Origin of the sequence: Pseudomonas fluorescens (assembly GCF_019212185.1) — a bacterium.
Taxonomy (GTDB): Bacteria; Pseudomonadota; Gammaproteobacteria; order Pseudomonadales; family Pseudomonadaceae; genus Aquipseudomonas.
This window is the reverse complement of sequence record NZ_CP078138.1, coordinates 3,951,117-3,971,727: the sequence shown is the minus strand read 5'-3', so window position 1 is coordinate 3,971,727 and position 20,611 is coordinate 3,951,117. Positions and strand designations below refer to the sequence as shown.

The window sequence follows — 20,611 nt, the reverse complement described above, 5'->3', positions numbered from 1 at the left end:
TTGGGGGGCTGGATAGGCCCCCAACCTGCCGGGTCAGGTGTTGACGACCCTGGCCTTGGCGCCTGTTCCTTTATGGTCGCCCGCTACCTCATGCAGGGAAATCCGCGACGTTTCCGGCAGTGCCAACCCACCCGCCAATGCCAATAAGGCAATCGCAATCAAGTAAAACGCCGGCGACAAGTTGCTGCCGCTGGTGCTGATCAGCCAGGTCGCCACCAGCGGCGCGGTGCCGCCGAAGAGGGTGTAGGCCATGTTGTAGGTGATGGCCGAGGCGGTGTACCGGGTGCGGGTCGGGAAGGTTTCCGAGAGCAGGGCGGCGGTGACCACGCCGCACAATACCGCGCCGACCGCCAGCAGCATGACGCCGACCACCGATGCGGCGAACGAGCCGGAGCTGGCCAGCATAAATGCCGGATACACCGCCACGATCAACAGGACGCAGGCGGTCACGACAGTCATTCGGCGGCCGACCCGGTCCGAGTACAGCCCGGCCAGCGGGCAGATCGCGGCAGCAAACAGCAAGGCAATCAGCGACACCAGCAACGCCGTTGCGCGACTCAGGCCTCCGGCCACTTGCAGGTAGGTCGCGAAGTAGGTGGTGAACATATAGAACGATAACGCCGTGAGCGAGACGAATGCGCCCAGGCAGCACATTGCCCAAGCATGGTTACGCAACGTTTCCTTGAGCGGCGAGTGGGCGACGGCATGCTCTTCGGTTACCGCCTGGAACGCCGGCGTCTCATCCAGTTTCCAGCGCAGGTAAAGCCCCACCAGACCCAAGGGCGCGGCAATCAGGAACGGCAGGCGCCAGCCCCAACTGCCCATGGCTTCGGCGGATAACGACGCCTCGAGGGCGTAGGCCACCACTGCGGCTGCAGCGAATGCGGAAAAGGTCGACACCGGAATGAAGCTGCCGTACCAGGCGCGTTTATCGTTCGGCGCGTGCTCCATCAGATAGGCACAGGCCCCGGCGTACTCGCCGCCGGCGGAAAAGCCCTGGGCGCAACGGATCAGCGACAGCAGGATCGGTGCCGCGACACCGATTGCGGCATAGGTGGGCAGCAAACCGATCAAGGTGGTTGCCGCCGCCATCAGCAGAATGGTCATCGCCAGGGTGCGCTTGCGACCAATCCGGTCACCCAGCATGCCGAAGAAAATCCCGCCTAGAGGCCGAAACGCAAAAGCTACAGCGAACACCGCAAAGGTCTTCAGCAGCGCCGCGCTGGGATCGCCGCTGGGGAAGAATTGCTGGGCGATGGTGGTGGCCAGAAACCCGTAGACAGCAAAGTCGAACCACTCGACGAAATTGCCGATACCCGCGGCCACGATCACTCGCCTTAGCGTGGCGGGGCTTACTTGTTGCGCAGTGGTACTCGTCATGCTTGACCTCGACAGTTCGTCAGTGAGCTAACGATTATCGAGGCAGGCGCTGAAGCGGTTCAGTTCAAAACTGTCCCCTACGTAGTCAATACCGACGGGTTGCAACAATCAGTCGGCGCCGGATGGTGGGCCTGGATAAAGACTAAAAAAGCTTTAATGGATCCACTAAAGCCAGTTTAAGCGCAAATACCTTGACTTGAATCCGTTTCAACGCTTTAAATGGATCCATAAAAACAAGCCTGTCCCGGAGAGTCCCATGTATCCAAAGAACACTTGGTATGTCGCCTGCACCCCCGACGAGATCGCTGACAAGCCCCTGGGCCGGCAGATCTGTGGTGAGAAAATCGTTTTCTATCGCGGTCAGGAAGGCCGGGTGGCCGCCGTCGAAGATTTCTGCCCACACCGTGGTGCGCCGCTGTCGCTGGGTTATGTCGAGAACGGCAACCTGGTCTGTGGCTACCACGGCCTGGTCATGGGCTGCGACGGCAAGACCGTGGAAATGCCGGGCCAGCGCGTGCGCGGTTTTCCGTGCAACAAGACCTACGCGGTGGTCGAGCGCTACGGTTTCATCTGGGTCTGGCCGGGCGAGCAGGACCAGGCTGATCCGGCGCTGATCCATCACCTGGAATGGGCGGTCAGCGACGAGTGGGCCTACGGTGGCGGGCTGTTCCACATCAATTGCGACTATCGCCTGATGATCGACAACCTGATGGACCTCACCCACGAAACCTACGTGCATGCCTCGAGCATCGGCCAGAAAGAGATCGATGAAGTGGCGCCAGTGACCACGGTCGAGGGCGACGAGGTGGTCACTGCACGGCACATGGAAAACATCATGGCGCCGCCGTTCTGGCGCATGGCCCTGCGCGGCAACAACCTGGCCGACGATGTGCCGGTGGACCGCTGGCAGATCTGCCGTTTCAGTCCGCCCAGCCACGTGTTGATCGAAGTGGGTGTGGCTCACGCCGGCAAGGGCGGCTACCACGCCGAGCCGCAGCATAAGGCGTCGAGCATTGTGGTCGACTTCATCACCCCGGAAACCGAGACCTCGATCTGGTACTTCTGGGGCATGGCACGCAATTTCAATCCGCAGGACGATGCGCTGACCGCGACCATCCGCGAGGGCCAGGGCAAAATCTTCAGCGAAGACCTGGACATGCTCGAACAGCAGCAAAAAAACCTGCTGGCCAACCCTCAGCGCAACCTCCTCAAGCTCAATATCGATGCCGGTGGCGTGCAATCGCGACGGGTGCTGGAACGCATCATCGCCCGCGAACGCGCGCCGGCTGTCGAGCTGATCGCCACGGCCAACTAGCCTGCAGCGTCAGGCCCGGTGAATCCCATTGATCTTGTCTACGGCCACTGCGGTGGCCGGTCTTGAAGGTGCATCATGATTGAAGTCGTCGTCAAATCCCGGCACAACGAAGCATTGGATATCTGCAGCTACGAGCTGATCTGCGCGCAAGGCGGGGAGCTGCCCGGCTTCAGCGCCGGCTCGCATATCGACGTGCACCTGCCCGGCGGCTTGATCCGCCAGTACTCGCTGTGCAATCACCCGCAAGAGCGCCACCGCTACCAGATCGGCGTGCTCAAGGACGCCGCTTCGCGCGGTGGCTCGCAGAGCATGCACGAGCAGATCAACAACGGTGACCGGCTGTTCATCAGCGAGCCGCGCAACCTGTTCCCGCTGGTGCCGGAAGGGGCGCGCAGCCTGTTGTTCGCCGGTGGTATCGGCATCACCCCGATCCTGTGCATGGCCGAACACCTGGCTGCCAGCGGTGCAGATTTCGAGCTGCATTACTGTGCGCGTTCCAGCGAGCGGGCGGCCTTTGTCGAGCGACTCAAGGGCGCTGCCTTCGCCGACCGGGTGCACCTGCATTTCGATGAAGACGCCGATTCGCGCCTGGATGCCGCCAAAGTCCTGGCCAATCCACGGGCGGACCTGCACCTGTATGTCTGCGGTCCTGCGGGGTTCATGCAGCACGTGCTCGACAGCGCCAAGGCCCAGCGCTGGGGCGAGGCTCAACTGCATCGCGAATACTTTGCCGCCGCACCGGTGGACACGGCAGGCGATGGCGCGTTCCAGGTGAAGCTGGGCAGCAGCGGGCAGGTGTTCGATGTTCCGGCGGACAAGACCGTGGTGCAAGTGCTGGAGAGTCATGGGGTGGAGATTGCCCTGTCCTGTGAACAGGGCATTTGCGGCACCTGCCTGACCCGTGTGCTGGAAGGGGTGCCCGATCACCGTGACCTGTTCCTCACCGAGGAAGAGCAGGCGGCCAATGATCAGTTCACGCCATGCTGCTCGCGGTCCAAATCGGCGCTGCTGGTGCTCGACATCTAATCCTCAGAGTCATTCACCACGAGCGATGACTTTCAGTCGCTCGTTGTTGCCGATTGCGCCGAACACCTCGGCGTAGCGCAGGGTGGCGTTGGCGTGTTCGCGCATGATCGCTTCCGCGCGTGCGCCCTGGCGGCTGACCAGTGCGTCGAACACCGAGTGGTGCTGCATGTGCGCAAAGTTGAAGCGCCGGTATTCCCGCGCCATGTCCTGACGATCGATCGCCAGCGCCGACACTGAGGCGAAGGGGCGATGGTCGTTGCGCGCCAGCGCTTCGGCAATCGCCGGGTTGGCGCTGCTGTCGACGATCACTTGATGAAAGCGCATGTTGAGGTCATGAAAGGCTTCGATGTCCTCTTCGGTGACGAAGCCCTTGTCGAACAACGCATCACCCTGCACCAGGCATTCGCGCAAGGCCGCCTGTGCTTCTTCGCTCAAGCCGCGCTCGGCGCTCTGCCGTGCTGCCAGGCCTTCCAGTACGCCGCGCACCTCCACGGCGCCGGCGATGTCGTCGGCACTCACTGAACGTATCTGATAACCCCGTCCGCCATGGCGCACCAGCAAGCCTTCCTGCTCAAGGGTGACAAAGGCCATGCGCACTGGCATACGCGAGACGCCGAAACGCTCTGCGGTGGGGATTTCCATCAGCCGCTCGCCGGCGGCCAGTTCGCCCGAGGCGATCATTTTGCGCAGTGCGACCAGCACCATTTGACCCGGTTTGCTCATGCAGGCGACTTCCAGAAAGGGATTGGCCATAGTAACGCAGGTCGGCAAGGAGATGCAGGGGCGGTGTGCGCCCCTGGCGGGAGGATCAGAACGACAGGGGGTAGCTGACAATGACCCGGGTCTGATCGAAGTCGCTGTTGAAGCTGCGACGGTTGGTGGCGTTGTTGACGCGCAGGCTGAGGTTTTTCAGCGCGCCGCTTTGCAGGGTGTAGCTGACTTCGGTATCCCGTTCCCATTCCTTGCCGTTGCTGCCGGCCTTGGTCGTGGCGTTTTCACCGTGACCGTAGCGGGTCATCAGTTGCAGGCCGGGGATGCCCATGGCGGCGAAGTTGTAGTCATACCGCGCCTGCCAGGAGCGCTCGTCAGCGTTGCTGAAATTGCCGTTGAACATGTCGTTGCCCAGGGTCCGGCCGCTGCTGCCATACACCGACATCCAGCCGGTGTCGCCGCTGACCTTTTGCAGCCCCAGGTACAGGGTATGGCCACCGAGGTTGGCGGAGAACAGGCCGTAGGCGGTATGGCTCTGCACTTCGCCGATTCGCGCACTGCCATCATCCTTGTCGATGAAGTAGCCGAGGTTGGCGCCGAGGGTCCAGGCGCCAAAGGTCTGTTTGTGCAGCAGGTTCAGATAGCTTTGCTGGTAGATGTCTTCGAGCTGCGAGTGCCAGGCGCCGATCAGGGTCTGTTGCGCGTTGAAGCGGTATTCGGCGCCGACATAGTTGAAACCGTCGGACATCACGGTGGGCGCGGCCCAGGCTGAGAGGTCCTGCATGTTCGACGAGTTGCGCAGACTGACGGCGGTGTAACGACCGCCCTGCAGGTTCAGCCCCGACAGCTCGCGGGACGCCAGCATGCCGCCCTGGAAAGTCTGTGGTAGCAGGCGGCCGTCGTCGTAGCGCAGCAGCGGCACATCCGGCATCAGCTCGCCAAGCATCAGCTCGGTCTGCGACACGCGCATTTTTGCTGCCAGTCCGGCACGTCCGTAGTTGTCGGCGGCGCGACCATCGTCGTGTACCGGCAGCAGTTCCGAACCGCTGCGTTGTGGGCCGCTGTCGAGCTTGACGCCGAGCATGGCGATGCCGTCCAGGCCGAAGCCGACCACGCCTGGGGTGTAGCCGGAACTGAACTTGAGGATCGCGCCCTGGGCCCATTCTTCGATCTTGCTTTTACTCGCGCCAGAATCGTTGAAGTCGCGATTGAAGTAGTAATTGCGCAGAGTCAGGCTGGTCTTTGCGTCTTCGAGGAAGCCACCGGTTTCGGCGTTGACCGAGGAACTCAAGGCAAGGGCGATTGCACCACCGAGCAAGGCCCGGGGAGGGAGGGGGAGGACAGTCATTATTGTTGTATTCCTGGAGGATGAAGTGGGTAGCGAGAGCACGGCCCTCGCTACCGGTTTTGCAGGGGATCAGGCCCGGCTGAGTTCGCTGCTCGGCTGCGCCTGAGTGCCGGGACGCAACTGCAGCAGAACGATGGCGGCAATCACGAACACCACGGCAAACACGCCATACAGGTGCAGGGGTTGCCAGCCGCTGTCGAGCAGCACACCGGCAACGGTCGGCGAGAGGATCGCGCCGATACGCCCGATGCCAATGCCCCAGCCGACCCCGGTGGTGCGCACCGAAGCGTCGTAGACAATCGGCGACAGCGCGTAAAGACCGGCCACACAACCGTTGACGAACAACCCGATCAGCAGGCCGAGGCCTAGGGCCATCGACACCGAAGACGCCGAGCCGACAAACAGCACCAGCAAGACCGCGGAGATCAGCATGAACAGCGCCAACACCCGGGTCAGGCGCCAGCGCGAGGCCAGGGCGCCAATCAGTGCCGCACCGAAGATCCCGCCGACGCTCAACAGCACGCCGCCGCTGATCCCCTGTTGCGCCGACAAGCCGGCAGCCACCAGCAGCTTCGGCGTCCAGCTCATGACAAAGTAGAAGCCGAACATCACCAGGAAGAACAGCAGCCAGATCAGCAGGGTGGTGCGTCGCGATTCAGGTGCGAGCAACTGGGCCAGGCGGCCCTTGCCGGCGTTCGGCGTCGAAGGGATCAAGGGTAGTTCGCCCAGTGCCGGCTGGCCGAGGCGGACGGCCAGGCGATTGATCCGCGCCAGGGCATTGACCGGGCGACGGGTGATCAGGAAGTCCAGCGATTCGGGCAAGAACAGCAGCACCAGGGGAATCACCGCCAGGGTCACGGCGCCGCCAAAAATGAACACCGAACGCCAGCCAAAGTGGGTCAGCAACCACACCGACAACAGCCCGCCCAGGGTCGCACCCAGGGCATAGCCGGTGGATTGCAGACTCACCGCCAGCCCGCGCCAGCGCTTGTTGGCAAACTCACTGGCAATCACGTTGCTGCTGGCCAGAATGCCGCCGATGCCCAGGCCGGTCAGGCCGCGCAACAACGCCAGTTGCAGCGGCGTCTGGCTCAGCGACGACAACAGCATGCCGACGCCCGAAAGCAGCAGGCAAAACAGGATCAACGGCACGCGGCCGAAGCGATCCGCCCAGGGCGCAATAAACAGCGATCCCGCCGCCATGCCAAACAGCCCGGCACTTAACAGCAGCCCGACTTGCGCGCCGTTCAACGCCCATTCGGCAGACACTGAGGAGGCGGTGAAGGCCATCACCAGTACGTCGAAGCCATCGATCATGTTCAGGACAATGCAGATGCCGATGGCCAGCCACTGGAAGCGGGCCATCGGGCCGTCATCGACGACTTTCTTCAGGTCGATACTCATGACCGACCCTCGGCGTGGGGCAGGGTAAAGGCAAAACGCATCAGGCACACACAGGTGGCTGCAAGCCGAAGCTTGAGCCCGATTGAGCAGTCATTCATCTCGACACCCTTGTTATTTTTATCAGCGGGCAGGCGCGACGCCTGACACCGAGGGGTGCAAGTCAATCAAGTTATGGATCCATTGAGAAGGGGTTGTTTTTGGATTTTGTTTGGATTTCTTCTTATAAAAATTAAAAAAACCATTAAAAACAGATAGTTAAAGATATTAAAAGATGTTCGATTATCGGTCATCCATGATAATTGGGATCCAATTTGCAATTGATACAACCTCGCGTCACCGGGTTCTTGTGTATTCTGCCCCCGACCTCGCCAGGTTTCGCGCGTTGACTGAAGGAAGGGATCTGCCTATACAGTCCGCTTTTCCTTCTGTTGATTCGAAAAGCCATGAGCGAAGAACGAGATATCCCCGAGCCCGAGCACGATCACCTGCTTGATCACGAATTCCACGATGACGAACCCTGGGGCGAAGCTGATGCTCAGGGCATTCTTGATGCGGATGACGAAGAAGATGATGAGGTTGATTATCTGGATCAGATTGATCAGGAGGAATGAGGGGCAACATGAGATACCAGCCCAGGGACAGGGGGTGGAGTGCCCCCCCCGGTGACTGTCTTCGAACAGCGCTAAACCCTAGTTTCCCGCGCACACCTGCTCCGGCTCGCCGATAAACCCAGGTGTCGCCGCAGGCTGTAGGCAGATTGATTGACGGCATTTGTGAAGTGGCGAGCCGGTTTGCAAGCATTGCCGAGGACCTGTGCCCACAGCGTATTACTCCAGACACCTTGGGCATGATCCAGGGTTGCATCGATCAGAACGTGGCGTGGTTACGGCCGGGTGGGGCGATCCACTGAGGGGAGTATCTCGGCTTGCGCGCTAATTCGATCAGGAATCAGAAGTTCTGGACGCGCTCCAGTCGCTTCGCGCGGCTGTGATCAATGCATCCCAGTCATCGGGAGGGTTGCCCCGACCCAGCATCTTCTCGAACACGGCATAAGGATCGGTCTTGCTGCCTGCCGATCTCAAGGTGTGTTCGTCATTGACCCATGCAAAGACAATAACTTTGGACTTCGAGTCGTAGCGAAAGACCTTCTGAGTCGCTCTGTTCAGCCCGGGCGGCAGCCTCCTGCAGTTTGCGTAGCTGTACGATCACACCTTCATGGAACAACAGTGTCCAGCCATGTCGCTGCATCAAAGCGCGACCTCACCGTCTATTTCTTCATCCAGATTCACGCTGTGGCCCGCGTTGGCGAGCAGGGTCTGCGCGAGATTTTCAGGCAGCGCGGTGATGTTTCGTTCGCTTCGAACATTGTGATGATGCGATCCACTCGGGCTGACCTCATTGATCAGGACTTTCCAGCGGTCGATGTTGGATCTTTCCACGCTCTCTCAAGCCTTCTCTGCTCGTCTTACCGAAGGCGCCGCCGTGCTCTCACGTATCGTCAGTTCAAACGGCAGGGTCACATGCTGCTGCGGATTGGGTTTTTTCTCGATCAGGTTGATTAGCATCTCCACAGCCCTGCGGCCAAAGCCTTCGGCGGGCTGGGCAATGGTGGTCAGCGGCGGATCACAGTATTGCGCCAGCGGAATATCGTCGAAGCCTACTAAAGAAATATCTTCCGGCACCCGCAGGCCGGCGTCCTTGATGCGCTTGAGCGCACCTATGGCCATCTCGTCGTTCTCACAAAACAGCGCTGTCGGGCGGTCCGCCATCGCCAGCAAGGTGGCGGCGCCGTCGTAGCCGGCGCGCAAGCTGAAGTCACCGTGGCAGATGATCTCCGGGTCGCTGGGAATGCCTGCCTGATCGAGAGCGGCCTGGTAACCGGCTACTCGATCCTGGGTCAGGGGACTGCTTCGAGGGCCCTTGATCAGGCCGATCCGCCGATGGCCCAAGCCAATCAAGTGTTCAGTCATGGCCTTGGCGGCCGCCTGGTTGTCGAGGCTGATGCTGGGGTGGCGTCCGCCCTGGATGACTTCACAGGCATTGACCATCGGTGGCAGTTCAGCACTGTCAGCCGGGAAGGGGTCGTAAGCGCGCAACTGGATCACGCCATCGGCCTGGTGGGCGTAGACCAGTTCGGCGAACTCGCGCTCGATGTCTTCGCGGCCTTGGGTATCGCATAGCAGCAGTCGGTAGCCGGCGGCCTGGGCGGCCGATTGTGCGCCGCTGATCACCTGGGCAAAGAAGGTATTGGCAATTTTCGGCACCAGGATCACCAGGTTGGCGGTGCGCCGTGAGCGGAACTGCACCGCCATCAGGTTGGGCCGATAACCCGCTTGCTCGACGGCGGCGTTGACCTTGTCGCGAGTCGCCTGGCGCACGCGTTCGGGGGATTGCAGGGTGCGCGACACGGTGGCCACCGAGACACCGGCAAGCCGGGCAACTTCACGGATATTCGACAAAACCACCTCAACTTCATATTCAGCGTCGGGCGAGCTTAACAGCAGCGTGGTCTGCGCTGAAATCTTTGCAGGTGTCGATTCCCGATTTGACAGTCTGCGTGACAGCGCCTAGATTGACGCAAAAATGTAACCGGTTACATTTTCATCTCAAGCAGTCGCCTAGCCGACTCGAACCGAGAAGATCAGTGATGAGCACAGTGATACCTAAAATAAGAATGGGTTTTGTCGGCGGCGGCGAGGGCTCTTTTATTGCCCAGGCCCATCGTCAGGCGGCGGGGCTTGATGGACGCTTTGAACTGGTCTGCGGTGCGTTCAGTCGCGACCCCGAGAACAACCAGCGTACCGGTCAGCACCTGGGCCTGGAGCAATCACGCTGCTACAGCACCTGGCAATTGATGCTCGAAGCCGAGCGCGCTCTACCGGCCGAGCAGCGCATGGAACTGCTGGTGATCGTCACCCCCAATCATCTTCACGCGCCGGTGGCCGCTGAGGCGCTCGCGGCCGGTTTTCATGTGTTCAGCGAGAAGCCCGCCGCGCTGAACCTCGCTGAATTGCAGGCCCTTGCCACTCGCTTGCACAGCAGTTCCGGGCTGTACGGCCTGGCCCATACCTACCTCGGTTACCCCATGGTCTGGCAAGCGCGGGAGATGGTGCGCAGCGGCGTCATCGGCAGCGTGCGCAAGGTGTTGGTGGAGTATCCCCAGGGCTGGCTCAGCCAGGACGTGGCCGGGCAAGGCAACAAGCAGGCCGAGTGGCGCGGGCAGCCGGCGTTCTCCGGGCTGGGCGGTTGCATTAGCGATATCGGCACCCATGCCTTTTCCCTGGCGGAGTTTGTGGCAGATCAACACGTCACTCATCTGTGCGCCACGTTGGGCGTGCACATTGAGGGCCGCCAACTGGATGACGACGCCGCCATGCTGTTCAAGATGGAGCAGGGCGCCAGTGGTGTGCTGATCGCCAGCCAGGTCTGCGCGGGGGAAGAGAACCCGCTGAGCATTCGTGTCTACGGCGACAAGGGCGGCCTTGAATGGCGCCAGGAACAACCCGCCAGCCTGATTCATCGCTCACTGGAGCAACCGCTGCGTGTTTTGCGTTCCGGCACCGGACAGCCCTGGCTGTGCGCGGCCGCGACCCAGCGTATGCGCCTGCCTGCCGGCCATCCCGAAGGCTATCTGGAAGCCATGGCCAATCTGTACGGCGATTTTGCCCAGGCCATTCGCGGGGACGTGAAAGGCCATACCGCCCCGGGTGTGCCGGGGATCGAGGTCGGCCTGCGTGGCATGGCGTTTATCGAGGCGGCTATCGCCAGCTACAACAGCGACACCAAGTGGACCCCTCTGGAGTGCAACCCATGAACCCGCAAAAGCCCGGCATCACTGCGAATGCCTCAACCACCCAAGGCCTGCGCGGCCCGGGGATATTTCTGGCGCAGTTCATCAGCGATGAAGCGCCTTTCGACACCCTGGCCAATATCGCCCAATGGGCAGCCTCCCAGGGTTACAGCGCGATTCAACTGCCGACGCTGGGTACTCGCTACATCGATCTTGAGCGCGCAGCCGAAAGCCAGAGCTATTGCGATGAACTGAAGGCCGTGTGCGCCAGCGCGGGGGTTGAAATCAGCGAACTGTCCACCCACCTGCAAGGGCAATTGGTCGCCGTGCACCCGGCGTTCGATGCGCTGTTCGATGACTTCGCACCGGCTCATCTGCGCGGCCAACCCGAGGCGCGCTCCGAGTGGGCGATCGAGCAATTGAAGCTGGCTGCGCGTGCCAGCCAGCGCCTGGGCCTCACCGCGCACGCGACCTTTTCCGGCGCCTTGCTCTGGCCGTTCATGTACCCCTGGCCACAGCGTCCGGCTGGCCTGGTAGAGCAAGGTTTTGCCGAACTGGCCAAGCGCTGGTTGCCGATCCTCGATTGCTTCGATGAGGCCGGTGTCGACCTGTGCTACGAAATCCATCCCGGTGAAGACCTGCACGACGGTGCCTCTTTCGAGCGTTTCCTCGAGGCGGTCGATCACCATCCCCGTGCGGCAATCCTCTATGACCCCAGCCACTTGCTGCTGCAGCAAATGGATTACCTGGGCTTTATCGACCGTTATCACTCACGCATTCGCATGTTCCACGTCAAGGACGCGGAGTTCCGTCCCGACGCGCGCTCGGGCGTCTATGGCGGTTATCAGGGCTGGGTTGAACGCCCGGGACGTTTCCGTTCGCTGGGTGATGGTCAGATCGATTTCAAGTCGATCTTCAGCAAGCTCACACAATACGGTTTTAGCGGCTGGGCGGTGCTGGAATGGGAATGCTGCCTGAAGGACTCCGCCCAAGGCGCCGCCGAAGGTGCAGCGTTCATTCGCCAACATATGATCACTCGAAGCCAAAAGGCCTTTGACGACTTTGTCAGCGTGGCCAGCGATGCGGCGTCCAACCGGCGTTTGTTGGGATTACCCGTCGCCTGAGCTGGACCTTTTTCTTCGATAACACCCTTCAATAAAAACAAGACGGTGACTGTTATGACGTGGATGAGTGCGCGCTTGAGCGCGATGATGTTTCTGCAGTTTTTTATCTGGGGTAGCTGGTTCGTCACCCTGGGTACTTTTCTGTCCAGCCAACTGGGCGCCAGCGGTGGCCAGATCGGCATGGCGTTCTCGACTCAGTCTTGGGGCGCGATCATTGCGCCATTTGTGATTGGACTGATCGCCGACCGTTTTTTCAATGCCGAACGCATTCTGGCGGTGCTGCATCTGGTGGGGGCGGTGTTGCTTTATCAGCTCTATCAGGCGCCAGATTTTGCCGCGTTCTACCCCTACGTGCTCGCCTACATGATGATCTACATGCCGACCCTGGCATTGGTCAACTCGGTGGCCTTCCGGCAGATGCGCGACCCGGCGCTGGAGTTTTCGCGCATTCGTGTGTGGGGCACCGTGGGCTGGATTGTCGCCGGTGTGGTGATCAGCTTTGTCTTTGCCTGGGACGCCAAAGCGGCGATTGCTTCCGGTGCGCTGCGCAACACCTTCCTGATGGCGGCCCTGGCGTCTCTGCTGCTGGGCGTCTACAGCTTCACGCTGCCGAGTACGGCACCGCTGAAAGCGGCGCAAACTCGAACCGGTTTTAAACAGATCCTCGGCCTGGATGCCCTGGGCCTGTTGAAAGACCGCAGCTACCTGGTGTTTTTCATCGCCTCGATCCTGATCTGCATCCCGCTGGCGTTCTATTACCAGAATGCCAACCCATTCCTTGCCGACATCGGCATGACCAATCCCACGGCGAAGATGGCCATCGGGCAGGTTTCCGAAGTCCTGTTCATGCTCCTGCTGCCCCTGTTCATTCACCGCTTCGGCATCAAGATCGCGTTACTGATGGGCATGCTGGCCTGGGCCTTGCGCTATGTGCTGTTCGCCTACGGCAATAATGCCGACCTGGCCTTTATGCTGTTCACCGGCATCGCCCTGCACGGTATCTGCTACGACTTTTTCTTTGTGTCCGGGCAGATCTATACCGACGCGAAAACCCCTGAGCGTTTCAGAAGCTCGGCCCAGGGCTTGATAACCCTGGCCACCTACGGTGTAGGCATGCTGATCGGTTTCTGGGTCGCGGGCCATGTCTCCGACTACTACGCCACCCCTGCGGGCCATCAGTGGCAGAGCATCTGGCTGTTCCCGGCCTTGTTCTCTCTGGTTGTGGTGCTGGTGTTCATGTTTGCCTTTCGCGATGCGCGACGATCGGAGTTGGCGGCTGGGAGCGCAACCACCCACCATTCCTGACGTTGGAAGGTTCATCTCACTACAGTTCCAGTGGATTATCTCTGCCCAGCCGCCGCCCGACGACCACTCATGAAGCACAGGAATCCACCCAGCGCGGTCAGCGTGCTCAAGGCATAGAACATCGTCGGCGCGGGTGTGTGCATCAATAAATAGCCACAAATCACCGGGCTCAGGGCGCCACCCAGGGCCGCCAGGTTCTGCGCACCGTAATAGCTGCCGCGTAGCTCCTCAGGGGCCAGGGTGTCGACGAAGAGGAATTCCGCCGGATAAATGATCATTTCACCGAGGGTGAAGATGAACATGGCCACGCACCAACTCAACAGGCTGTCGGCCAGGCTGAAGCCGATCAGCCCAAGGATGAACAGGCTGCTGCCTGCGGCAATCCAGTAGCGTAGTTTCTCGCGATTGAGGAACCGGCCGATCTGGTACTGCAACAGGATCACGCTGATGGCGTTGCAGGCGAGCAGGGCGGCCATGATTTCCAGGGCGCGCCTGGAGTCGTGGGTCACCAGCAGGTATTGCGACAGGTAGAGGGTGTAGCGCCCGTGCACCACGGTGCTGAGTAGGCAACCACACGTAAACATGATCAGGGTGCGGTCGTTTTTCAGGGTGACCAGGGTTTTCAGGAAGCTCTGGGATTGTCCGATGGCCGGTGCCCGCGCTGAATCGCCGGGTATGCCTATCATCAGGAAGATGCTGAAGAAAGCGATGCCGCCGGCAATCAGGAACGGTGCGATGGGGTAGTGCCCGGCAATCACCACGCCGAGCATGGGGCCTGTGGCATAGCCGATGTTGGTCAGCGTGTAGCGCAGGGAAAACGCCTTGGCTCGTTGGCCCATGGGCAGGTTTTCGCTGAGGATCGCTTTGGAACAGATGAGAAACATGGCTGACGCGGTCTCGGTGATCACCAGGGTGGCGGTGGTCAGGAAGAGATTTTCGGCAAAGGTCAGCAGCACGAAGCCGATGGCGCTGGAGAGCATCGCCAGGATCAGCAGCCGGCGTTTTTCCAGGCGGTCGATGATATAGCCGCCATAAAGCGCCAGCAGGGTTGCGATGAACACCGCGATCCCGAGGAGCAAGCCAACGTCCTGTTGGTTGAGGCCCAGCTTGTTGCTCAGGAACAGCGTGAGCAAGGGGCTGGTGATGGCGCGGCTGACGACGATGGTCAGTGACGCGATCATCAAGCGACGGATAACGAGTGAGTACGTGGCCACGGTGGTGCAAACGTCCTTATTCGGATGGTGAGTGTTTGTCTATGTACCGGGTCGCTGCCAATCGCGAGCAGGTTCGCTCCCACAGGTGCAAGGCGATCCCCTGTAGGAGCGAGCTTGCTCGCAATGAGGTCATACCAGGTAATCCCGATAATGGCGTTCATACACCGCCGCCGGATGATCCTGCGTGACCTGCGTCGCCGATTGCGCCCACCACTGCGCGACCTCGGCACCGGTGGCGATCCACACGTCGTCACGCCCTTGAATGCCGCGCAGCAACTCACGCAGCACACCGATGCGTCCCGGGGTGGCGATGATTTCCGGATGCAGGCGCAACACATAGCACAGGCCAAACCGGTGGAACCCGGCGAAGTCCATCTGCAGATTGCCCAGGGTGTGGCTGTAGGAAGCAATCCGCGACTGTGCCGGCGGTACGGCCGGGCTCAGGTTGAAGGCAAAGTAGGGTTCGTCTTCCAGTTCGTAATGCAGGGGCAACTCGATCACGCCGGGCGCCGTCGGGTGGGCGAACGGCAAGTCATCACCACGCCAGGACGACGACCAGTGAATGCCTTGCTCCCTCAATGCCTCGATGAAGCCCGGTGCACCGTTGCCAGCGGGGATACGGAAACCGCTGGGGCGCCGGCCGGTCAGCGTCATCAATGCTTCACACCCCCTGGCAATGTCCGCGCGCTGTGTGGCCAGGTCGAGGTTGTCGTAGTTCTGATGGTGATACCCGGCGCAGGCGATTTCATGCCCGCCTGCCAGAATCTCGCGGATATGCCCGGGGTTTTCCTCGGCGACGATGCCGGGTACGAACCAACTGCTGGTGACGTTGAGTTCTTTGAACAAGCCCAGCAGTCGTTCGACGCCACGCTGGGTGCCATAACGCCAGACCGACAGGGTCTTGTCGCGTCCGGCGACTTCCGGGGCCTGGGTGAGAATGCCGTGGATGTCGTTGTAGTCGACGGTCAACACGACGGCGCAGCGGTAGCCCTCGGGCCAGACTGAAATGGGTTCAACCATGGTGATGCTCCTTCAGCCACCACTGGGCGACGTCACGGCACGTGGCGAACCACACGTCATCGCGCTGGCGCATGTGTTCGAAGAGTTTCTCCAGCAACAGGATGCGTCCCGGTTTGCCGGTGATTTTCGGGTGGAACAGGGTGGTCAGGCACAACCCTTCGTCCATTGCACCGTCGTACTCGCGCTGCCAGTTGTCGAGGGTCAGTTCATAACTGGCCGTGCGGTCGAGACCGGACGGGAAGTTCGGTGAGCGGGTGTAGGCGAGGGAGGCGTAATCATCCATTTCCCAGCGGCCGGGAATTTCCACCAATGGGGTATCGTGGCCAGGTACGTTGACCAGATACGGTCGGTCATCGCCGCGCATGCTGCTGGAGTAAGTCACGCCGGCTTCCACCAGCATGGCCGGGGTCTCGGCTCGCCAGTCGCCGGACGGTGTGCGGAAACCTTTGGCGCGGATGTTCAGGTAGTTCCAGAACACCTCGCGGGAGCGCTTCATCACGTCCTTCTGCTGTTCCAGCGTCAGGCCGTAAAAGGATTCGTGTTTGTAGCCATGATACGCCACTTCATGCCCGCGCTCGACAATCGCCTGGCACTGTTTCGGCCAGTTTTCCACGACCCAGGCCGGGACGAAGAACGTGGTTGGCAGGCGGAATTCGTCGAGCAGATCAAGAATCCGCGGCAGCGCCCGATACGGGCCATAACCGCCGAAGCCGAAATACTCGGGCTGGCGCCAGATCGAGCCGTTGAGCATGGCATCGCCGGTGGGGCCGTCGAGGTCGAAGGCCAGGGCCAGACAAGCTTTGTGCTGATCGGGCCAGGTGGGCTTGAGTGAGGAGGACATCGTGGTGCTCCAGCTTTCTATCGGCAAAACACAATCCCTGTGGGAGCAAGCAGGCTCGCACCCACAAGGGCGGGGTTGTTCCAGGTTGTTTATTTGCCGGCGTTAATGCTCACCGTCTTGATCGCCCCCAACTCCAGATCCCATTTCTTGAGGATCGCCTGGTAGCTGCCGTCGTCGATCATGCTCTGCAAGGCGACCTTCACCGCTTCGCTCAATTGCGGCTTCTTCTTGCTCACGCCAAGACCGGTGAACTGCACGGAGATCGGCAGGCCCACGGTCTTGTACATGTCTTTTTCCTGAGTTTTCAGGTACGACAGCGTCTCGCTGCCCTGCATCGCCGCGTCAATGCGGCTCTGGCGCAGTTGCGCGCGGGCGTCGGCGGAGCCTTCGGTGCCGATCACGTTGATTGCTGGCTTGCCGGCAGCCTCACAGTTCGCCTTGCTCCACGCGGCGATCTCCGCCGGGAAAGTGGTACGGCGGCTGGTGCCGACTTTCTTGCCGCACAGATCGATGATCTCGTTGGTGTCCTTGTTTTTCTGCAAGGTGTAGAACTGCGGGCCGCTGGTGAAGTAGTCGACAAAGGTCACGCTGGCCTGACGCTCGACAGTATCGGTCATGCCCGACAGCACCATGTCCACGCGGTCGGTGGTCAGGGCATTGATCATTTGCTCGAAACCGGTTTCCTGCCATTTGATCTTCACCCCCAAACGTTCGGCCAGAGCATTGCCCAGGTCGTAGTCGAGGCCGGTGAGGGTGTTGGTGGCCGGGTCCTTGAAATCCATCGGCGGGTAGTTCGGCATGATCGCTACGACGATTTCGCCCTTGGCCTTGATGTTGGCCGGGAGCTCGGCGGCAAAGGTGAAGCCAGATGCCATAACGCCGGCGAGTACTGCTGGAATAATGAAGTTCTTCATGGGTCGTTCTCTTTTGAGTGTTTTTAACGCCAACCGGCATTCAGGTTCGAACGGCAGAAATGAAGCTTTGGGTGCGTGGGTTTTGTGGATTTATTAGTATTTCTTCGGGGCTTCCTGCCTCCACGATCTGCCCGCCGTCCATGAACACCATGCGATTGGAAACTTCGCGAGCGAAGCCCAGTTCATGGGTGACGACGATCATGGTCATGCCGGTCTGCGCCAGATCGCGCATCACCGACAGCACCTCTCCGACCAGTTCCGGGTCGAGTGCCGAAGTGGGTTCATCGAACAGCATCAGCTTGGGGCGCATGGCCAGGGCGCGGGCGATGGCGACACGTTGCTGCTGACCACCCGAGAGTTCGATCGGGTAGCTGTTGCGTTTGTCAGCAAGGCCGACGCGAGCGAGCAGCTCCAGGGCTTCTTCGTTTGCCTCTTTGGGCGAACGCTTGAGCACCTGGCACGGCCCTTCGATGATGTTTTGCAGCACAGTCATGTGCGGAAACAGGTTGAAGCGCTGGAACACCATGCCGGTGGACAGGCGCTGGCGGGCGATCTGGGTTTCGGTGAGTTCGTGCAGTTTGTTGCCGACCACGCGGTAACCCACCAGTTCGCCGTCGACCCACAGGCCACCCTTGTCGATCTTCTCCAACTGGTTGACGCAGCGCAGCAGGGTGCTCTTGCCCGAGCCGGACGGGCCAATGATGCACAGCACTTCACCTTGCTCGACTTCGATGTCGATGTCCTTGAGCGCGTGGTACTGGTCGTAATATTTGTTCAGGCTCACGGCCTTGACGATGCTTCTCATATTCAACTCCTCAAGAACGCTTGCCGGCGCCGCGAGCGAAACGACGCTCCAGACGGCTTTGACCGAAGGACAGGACGGTGACGGTGGCCAGGTACCAGATACCGGCAACGATCAGCAGCTCCATCACGCGGGCGTTGGCGTAATAGATGTTCTGGGCGTTGTAGAGCAGTTCCGAATACTGGATGACGCTCGCCAGCGAGGTCATTTTCACCATGCCAATGAACTCGTTGCCCACCGGCGGAATGATGATCCGCATGGCCTGGGGCAGGATGATCCGGCGCAGCGCTTGCAGGCGCGGCATGCCGATCGACTTGGCGGCTTCGTACTGTCCGGTGTCCACCGACAGCAGGCCGGCACGCACCACTTCAGCGGTGTAAGCGCCCTGGTTGATGCTCAAGCCGAGCAGGGCCGCCACGAACGGCGTCATCAGGCTCACGGTGTCCAGTTCGAACACCCCGGGGATACCAATGGTGGGGAAAATCAGCGCCAGGTTGAACCACAACAGCAGTTGCAGGATCAACGGCGTGCCACGAAACAGCCAGGTGTAGGTCAGTGCCACATAGCGCAGGATCGGGTTGGCCGACATGCGCATGATCGCGGTGATCACGCCGAACACGATGCCCAGCGCCATGGCCAGTACCGCCATGACGATGGTGTTGAGCAAGCCCCACATAATCGCCTGAGACGTGAGGAATTGGCCGATGTACGACCATTCGATCTTGCCCTCGGCGAAGGCCTGCACCAGGCCCAGCAGGGCGACGACGATGACCGCAGCGAAAAACATCCGTCCGTAGTAGCGCCGTGGTACGTGTTGATACTGGGTGATATCGAACTGGTTTTCCGCCAGCTTGCGCTCCGCCTGGAGTCGTTGTGCCTGTGTCTGGCTCATGGTGTTTCTCCGTACACGGGTGATTCAGGTTAAATACAATCCGTGCAGGAGCTGGCAAGCCAGCTCCTGCAGGGTTTTGTGTGGCGGCCGTTAGAGGCGGAAGCCCTGGTAGTTTTCGGTCCACTGCTGTTGCGCGGCGAGGGCGGTTTTCAGGCGGCCGATCTGCTCGCGCACCTGCTGCGGCGCGGTGCCGCCCCAGCCACTGCGGGCGGCGATGGCGGCCTCCAGGGTCAGGCTGTCGCGGACTTCGGGAGTCAGGCGTGGGTCGATCTCGGCCAGCAGCGCCGGGGACGCTTCCCACAGTTCAATGTCGTGTTGCTCACAGGCCTTGACCAGCGCGCCGGTAATTTCGTGGGCTTCCTTGAACGGCACGCCGCGCACCGCCAGCCAATCGGCGACCTCAGTGGCGAGGGTGAAACCCATTGGCGCCTGGCGACGCAGTTCTTCGACGTTGACCGTCATGGTCGCGACCATCCCGGCCATCGCCGGCAACACCAGCAGCAGGGTGTCGACGCTGTCGAGCACGTGATGCTTGTCTTCGCTCAAGTCGCGGTTGTACGACAGGGGCAGGGATTTAAGGGTGGACAGCAGACCGGTCAAGTTGCCGATCAGGCGACCCGCCTTGCCCCGTGCCAGTTCGGCGATGTCCGGGTTCTTCTTCTGCGGCATGATCGAGCTGCCTGTGGCGTAGGCATCGTCCAGCGCGATCCAGCGAAATTGCCGCGATGACCACAGGCAGAATTCTTCGGCGAGGCGGGAAATGTTGACCCCGAGCATGCTGGAGATGAACAGGAATTCGGCAACGTGGTCGCGGCTGGCGACGGCATCGATGGAGTTTTCGCACACCCCGCTGTAACCCATTTCCTGCGCGGATTGCTGTGGCAGGCGGGCGATGGCCGAGCCCGCCATGGCCGCCGCACCGAGTGGCGACAGCGACGTGCGCGCGTCCCAGTCCACCAGACGCTGTACATCGCGCAGCATAGACTGGGCGTGGGCCAGCAGGTGATGGGCGAACACGATCGGCTGCGCCTGCTGCAAGTGGGTGAAGCCGGGGCAGATGCTCTCGACGTGCTGTTCGGCCTGGTTCACCAGCGCCTGTTGCAAGGCCAGCACTTCGACGGCCAGGGTGCGGACGTGATCACGCAGGAACAGTCGCAGGTCGTTGGCTGTCTGGTCATTGCGCGAACGGCCGGCGCGCAGCTTGCCGCCCAGGGCGCCGAGGCGTTCGGTCAGCAGGCGTTCGATGAAGGTGTGGACGTCTTCGTCGTCCAGGGTCGGAGCGATGCTGCCGGCGCGGAAATCGCTGCCAATCTGCTCCAGGGCGTCGAGCATGTTGCGGGTTTCCTGCTCGCTCAACAGGCCTGCGCGCTGCAATTCCCGGGCATGGGCCTTGGAACCGGCGAGGTCATACGGCGTCAGGCGGAAGTAGCGCTCGGGGCAGCGGGAGAGGGCGGCCAAGGCTTGCGAAGGACCACTCTTGAAGCGAGCACCCCAGAGACGGTCGGTGGTTTGAGACATTGTTGTT

19 protein-coding genes and 2 pseudogenes are annotated in these 20,611 nt (G+C 61.0%); 7 read left to right on the top strand and 14 right to left on the bottom strand.

Annotated features, from left to right (window positions below; genetic code table 11):
- Nucleotides 1-33: 33 nt before the first annotated feature.
- The gene (locus tag KW062_RS17705) at nt 34-1,380 is read right to left on the bottom strand and encodes an MFS transporter (protein WP_105754599.1); all 1,347 of its coding nucleotides are present in this window, start codon (nt 1,378-1,380) and stop codon (nt 34-36) included.
- Between the two features lie 256 nt (nt 1,381-1,636).
- Between KW062_RS17705 and KW062_RS17700 the strand changes: the two genes are divergently transcribed.
- On the top strand, nt 1,637-2,695 hold the full coding sequence (locus KW062_RS17700) for an aromatic ring-hydroxylating dioxygenase subunit alpha (protein ID WP_027616332.1): 1,059 nt from the start codon (nt 1,637-1,639) through the stop codon (nt 2,693-2,695).
- 75 nt (nt 2,696-2,770) lie between these two features.
- Entirely contained in the window at nt 2,771-3,721 is a 951-nt protein-coding gene (locus KW062_RS17695) for a PDR/VanB family oxidoreductase (protein WP_105754598.1), read from the top strand.
- Nucleotides 3,722-3,730: 9 nt separating this feature from the next.
- On the opposite strand, the gene KW062_RS17690 is transcribed toward KW062_RS17695, so the two are convergent.
- The 3 genes from KW062_RS17690 to KW062_RS17680 form a co-directional block, all read right to left on the bottom strand.
- Nucleotides 3,731-4,444: a GntR family transcriptional regulator gene (locus tag KW062_RS17690; protein WP_027616334.1), complete on the bottom strand. Its 714-nt coding sequence runs from the start codon at nt 4,442-4,444 to the stop codon at nt 3,731-3,733.
- Nucleotides 4,445-4,529: 85 nt separating this feature from the next.
- Complete coding sequence (locus KW062_RS17685) at nt 4,530-5,780, bottom strand: OprD family porin (RefSeq protein WP_105754597.1); 1,251 nt, start codon at nt 5,778-5,780, stop codon at nt 4,530-4,532.
- A gap of 69 nt (nt 5,781-5,849) precedes the next feature.
- On the bottom strand, nt 5,850-7,184 hold the full coding sequence (locus tag KW062_RS17680) for an MFS transporter (protein ID WP_027616336.1): 1,335 nt from the start codon (nt 7,182-7,184) through the stop codon (nt 5,850-5,852).
- A 443-nt stretch (nt 7,185-7,627) separates the two neighbouring features.
- On the opposite strand from KW062_RS17680, the gene KW062_RS17675 reads away from it, so the two are divergent.
- Both KW062_RS17675 and KW062_RS28980 read left to right on the top strand, forming a co-directional pair.
- Nucleotides 7,628-7,795: a hypothetical protein gene (locus tag KW062_RS17675; protein ID WP_177433259.1), complete on the top strand. Its 168-nt coding sequence runs from the start codon at nt 7,628-7,630 to the stop codon at nt 7,793-7,795.
- An 81-nt stretch (nt 7,796-7,876) separates the two neighbouring features.
- Nucleotides 7,877-8,094 (top strand): annotated as a pseudogene (locus KW062_RS28980) (type II toxin-antitoxin system HipA family toxin); the annotation flags it as partial.
- 31 nt (nt 8,095-8,125) lie between these two features.
- On the opposite strand, the pseudogene KW062_RS17670 reads toward KW062_RS28980, so the two are convergent.
- From KW062_RS17670 to KW062_RS17660, 3 genes and pseudogenes are all read right to left on the bottom strand, one after another.
- Nucleotides 8,126-8,432, bottom strand: a pseudogene (locus KW062_RS17670) (type II toxin-antitoxin system YhaV family toxin).
- Nucleotides 8,432-8,623 carry a hypothetical protein gene (locus KW062_RS29385; protein ID WP_027616337.1) on the bottom strand — a complete coding sequence of 64 codons (192 nt, stop codon included), beginning with the start codon at nt 8,621-8,623 and terminating at the stop codon, nt 8,432-8,434. Before KW062_RS29385 ends, KW062_RS17670 begins: the two are co-directional and overlap by 1 nt.
- Before the next feature lie 6 nt (nt 8,624-8,629).
- The gene (locus KW062_RS17660; RefSeq protein ID WP_105754642.1) at nt 8,630-9,643 is read right to left on the bottom strand and encodes a LacI family DNA-binding transcriptional regulator; all 1,014 of its coding nucleotides are present in this window, start codon (nt 9,641-9,643) and stop codon (nt 8,630-8,632) included.
- Nucleotides 9,644-9,831: 188 nt separating this feature from the next.
- Between KW062_RS17660 and KW062_RS17655 the strand changes: the two genes are divergently transcribed.
- From KW062_RS17655 to KW062_RS17645, 3 genes are read left to right on the top strand one after another with little or no spacing between them, the layout of a single operon-like run.
- Nucleotides 9,832-10,998: a Gfo/Idh/MocA family protein gene (locus KW062_RS17655; protein WP_105754596.1), complete on the top strand. Its 1,167-nt coding sequence runs from the start codon at nt 9,832-9,834 to the stop codon at nt 10,996-10,998.
- A complete protein-coding gene (locus tag KW062_RS17650; RefSeq protein WP_105754595.1) occupies nt 10,995-12,098 on the top strand; it encodes a sugar phosphate isomerase/epimerase family protein in 1,104 nt (367 codons plus the stop codon). The genes KW062_RS17655 and KW062_RS17650 overlap by 4 nt, the downstream gene beginning before the upstream one ends.
- Before the next feature lie 54 nt (nt 12,099-12,152).
- Nucleotides 12,153-13,403, top strand: coding sequence for a nucleoside permease (locus KW062_RS17645; RefSeq protein WP_027616341.1), 1,251 nt, complete (start codon nt 12,153-12,155; stop codon nt 13,401-13,403).
- Between the two features lie 35 nt (nt 13,404-13,438).
- Here KW062_RS17645 and KW062_RS17640 read toward each other — a convergent pair whose 3' ends face one another.
- The 7 genes from KW062_RS17640 to argH form a co-directional block, all read right to left on the bottom strand.
- Nucleotides 13,439-14,617 carry an MFS transporter gene (locus tag KW062_RS17640; protein WP_027616342.1) on the bottom strand — a complete coding sequence of 393 codons (1,179 nt, stop codon included), beginning with the start codon at nt 14,615-14,617 and terminating at the stop codon, nt 13,439-13,441.
- 129 nt (nt 14,618-14,746) lie between these two features.
- Nucleotides 14,747-15,637 (bottom strand): polysaccharide deacetylase family protein, encoded by an 891-nt coding sequence (locus KW062_RS17635; RefSeq protein WP_105754594.1) that lies wholly within the window; start codon nt 15,635-15,637, stop codon nt 14,747-14,749.
- On the bottom strand, nt 15,630-16,478 hold the full coding sequence (locus KW062_RS17630) for a polysaccharide deacetylase family protein (RefSeq protein WP_105754593.1): 849 nt from the start codon (nt 16,476-16,478) through the stop codon (nt 15,630-15,632). The genes KW062_RS17635 and KW062_RS17630 overlap by 8 nt, the downstream gene beginning before the upstream one ends.
- Nucleotides 16,479-16,567: 89 nt before the next feature.
- Entirely contained in the window at nt 16,568-17,392 is an 825-nt protein-coding gene (locus KW062_RS17625) for an ABC transporter substrate-binding protein (RefSeq protein WP_027616345.1), read from the bottom strand.
- Nucleotides 17,393-17,432: 40 nt separating this feature from the next.
- A complete protein-coding gene (locus KW062_RS17620; protein ID WP_027616346.1) occupies nt 17,433-18,197 on the bottom strand; it encodes an amino acid ABC transporter ATP-binding protein in 765 nt (254 codons plus the stop codon).
- Between the two features lie 10 nt (nt 18,198-18,207).
- Nucleotides 18,208-19,086: an amino acid ABC transporter permease gene (locus tag KW062_RS17615; RefSeq protein WP_027616347.1), complete on the bottom strand. Its 879-nt coding sequence runs from the start codon at nt 19,084-19,086 to the stop codon at nt 18,208-18,210.
- Nucleotides 19,087-19,176: 90 nt separating this feature from the next.
- On the bottom strand, nt 19,177-20,604 hold the full coding sequence (gene argH / locus KW062_RS17610; RefSeq protein WP_105754592.1) for an argininosuccinate lyase: 1,428 nt from the start codon (nt 20,602-20,604) through the stop codon (nt 19,177-19,179).
- Nucleotides 20,605-20,611 lie beyond the last annotated feature (7 nt).

Coding starts and splice junctions, on each gene's coding strand:
- KW062_RS17645 (WP_027616341.1), top strand. CDS start 12,153: ATGACGTGGATGAGTGCGCGCTTGAGCGCGATGATGTTTCTGCAGTTT.
- KW062_RS17685 (WP_105754597.1), bottom strand. CDS start 5,780: ATGACTGTCCTCCCCCTCCCTCCCCGGGCCTTGCTCGGTGGTGCAATC.
- KW062_RS17705 (WP_105754599.1), bottom strand. CDS start 1,380: ATGACGAGTACCACTGCGCAACAAGTAAGCCCCGCCACGCTAAGGCGA.
- argH (WP_105754592.1), bottom strand. CDS start 20,604: ATGTCTCAAACCACCGACCGTCTCTGGGGTGCTCGCTTCAAGAGTGGT.
- KW062_RS17695 (WP_105754598.1), top strand. CDS start 2,771: ATGATTGAAGTCGTCGTCAAATCCCGGCACAACGAAGCATTGGATATC.
- KW062_RS17635 (WP_105754594.1), bottom strand. CDS start 15,637: ATGGTTGAACCCATTTCAGTCTGGCCCGAGGGCTACCGCTGCGCCGTC.
- KW062_RS17700 (WP_027616332.1), top strand. CDS start 1,637: ATGTATCCAAAGAACACTTGGTATGTCGCCTGCACCCCCGACGAGATC.
- KW062_RS17655 (WP_105754596.1), top strand. CDS start 9,832: ATGAGCACAGTGATACCTAAAATAAGAATGGGTTTTGTCGGCGGCGGC.
- KW062_RS17650 (WP_105754595.1), top strand. CDS start 10,995: ATGAACCCGCAAAAGCCCGGCATCACTGCGAATGCCTCAACCACCCAA.
- KW062_RS17675 (WP_177433259.1), top strand. CDS start 7,628: ATGAGCGAAGAACGAGATATCCCCGAGCCCGAGCACGATCACCTGCTT.
- KW062_RS17625 (WP_027616345.1), bottom strand. CDS start 17,392: ATGAAGAACTTCATTATTCCAGCAGTACTCGCCGGCGTTATGGCATCT.
- KW062_RS17690 (WP_027616334.1), bottom strand. CDS start 4,444: ATGAGCAAACCGGGTCAAATGGTGCTGGTCGCACTGCGCAAAATGATC.
- KW062_RS17620 (WP_027616346.1), bottom strand. CDS start 18,197: ATGAGAAGCATCGTCAAGGCCGTGAGCCTGAACAAATATTACGACCAG.
- KW062_RS17680 (WP_027616336.1), bottom strand. CDS start 7,184: ATGAGTATCGACCTGAAGAAAGTCGTCGATGACGGCCCGATGGCCCGC.
- KW062_RS17615 (WP_027616347.1), bottom strand. CDS start 19,086: ATGAGCCAGACACAGGCACAACGACTCCAGGCGGAGCGCAAGCTGGCG.
- KW062_RS17630 (WP_105754593.1), bottom strand. CDS start 16,478: ATGTCCTCCTCACTCAAGCCCACCTGGCCCGATCAGCACAAAGCTTGT.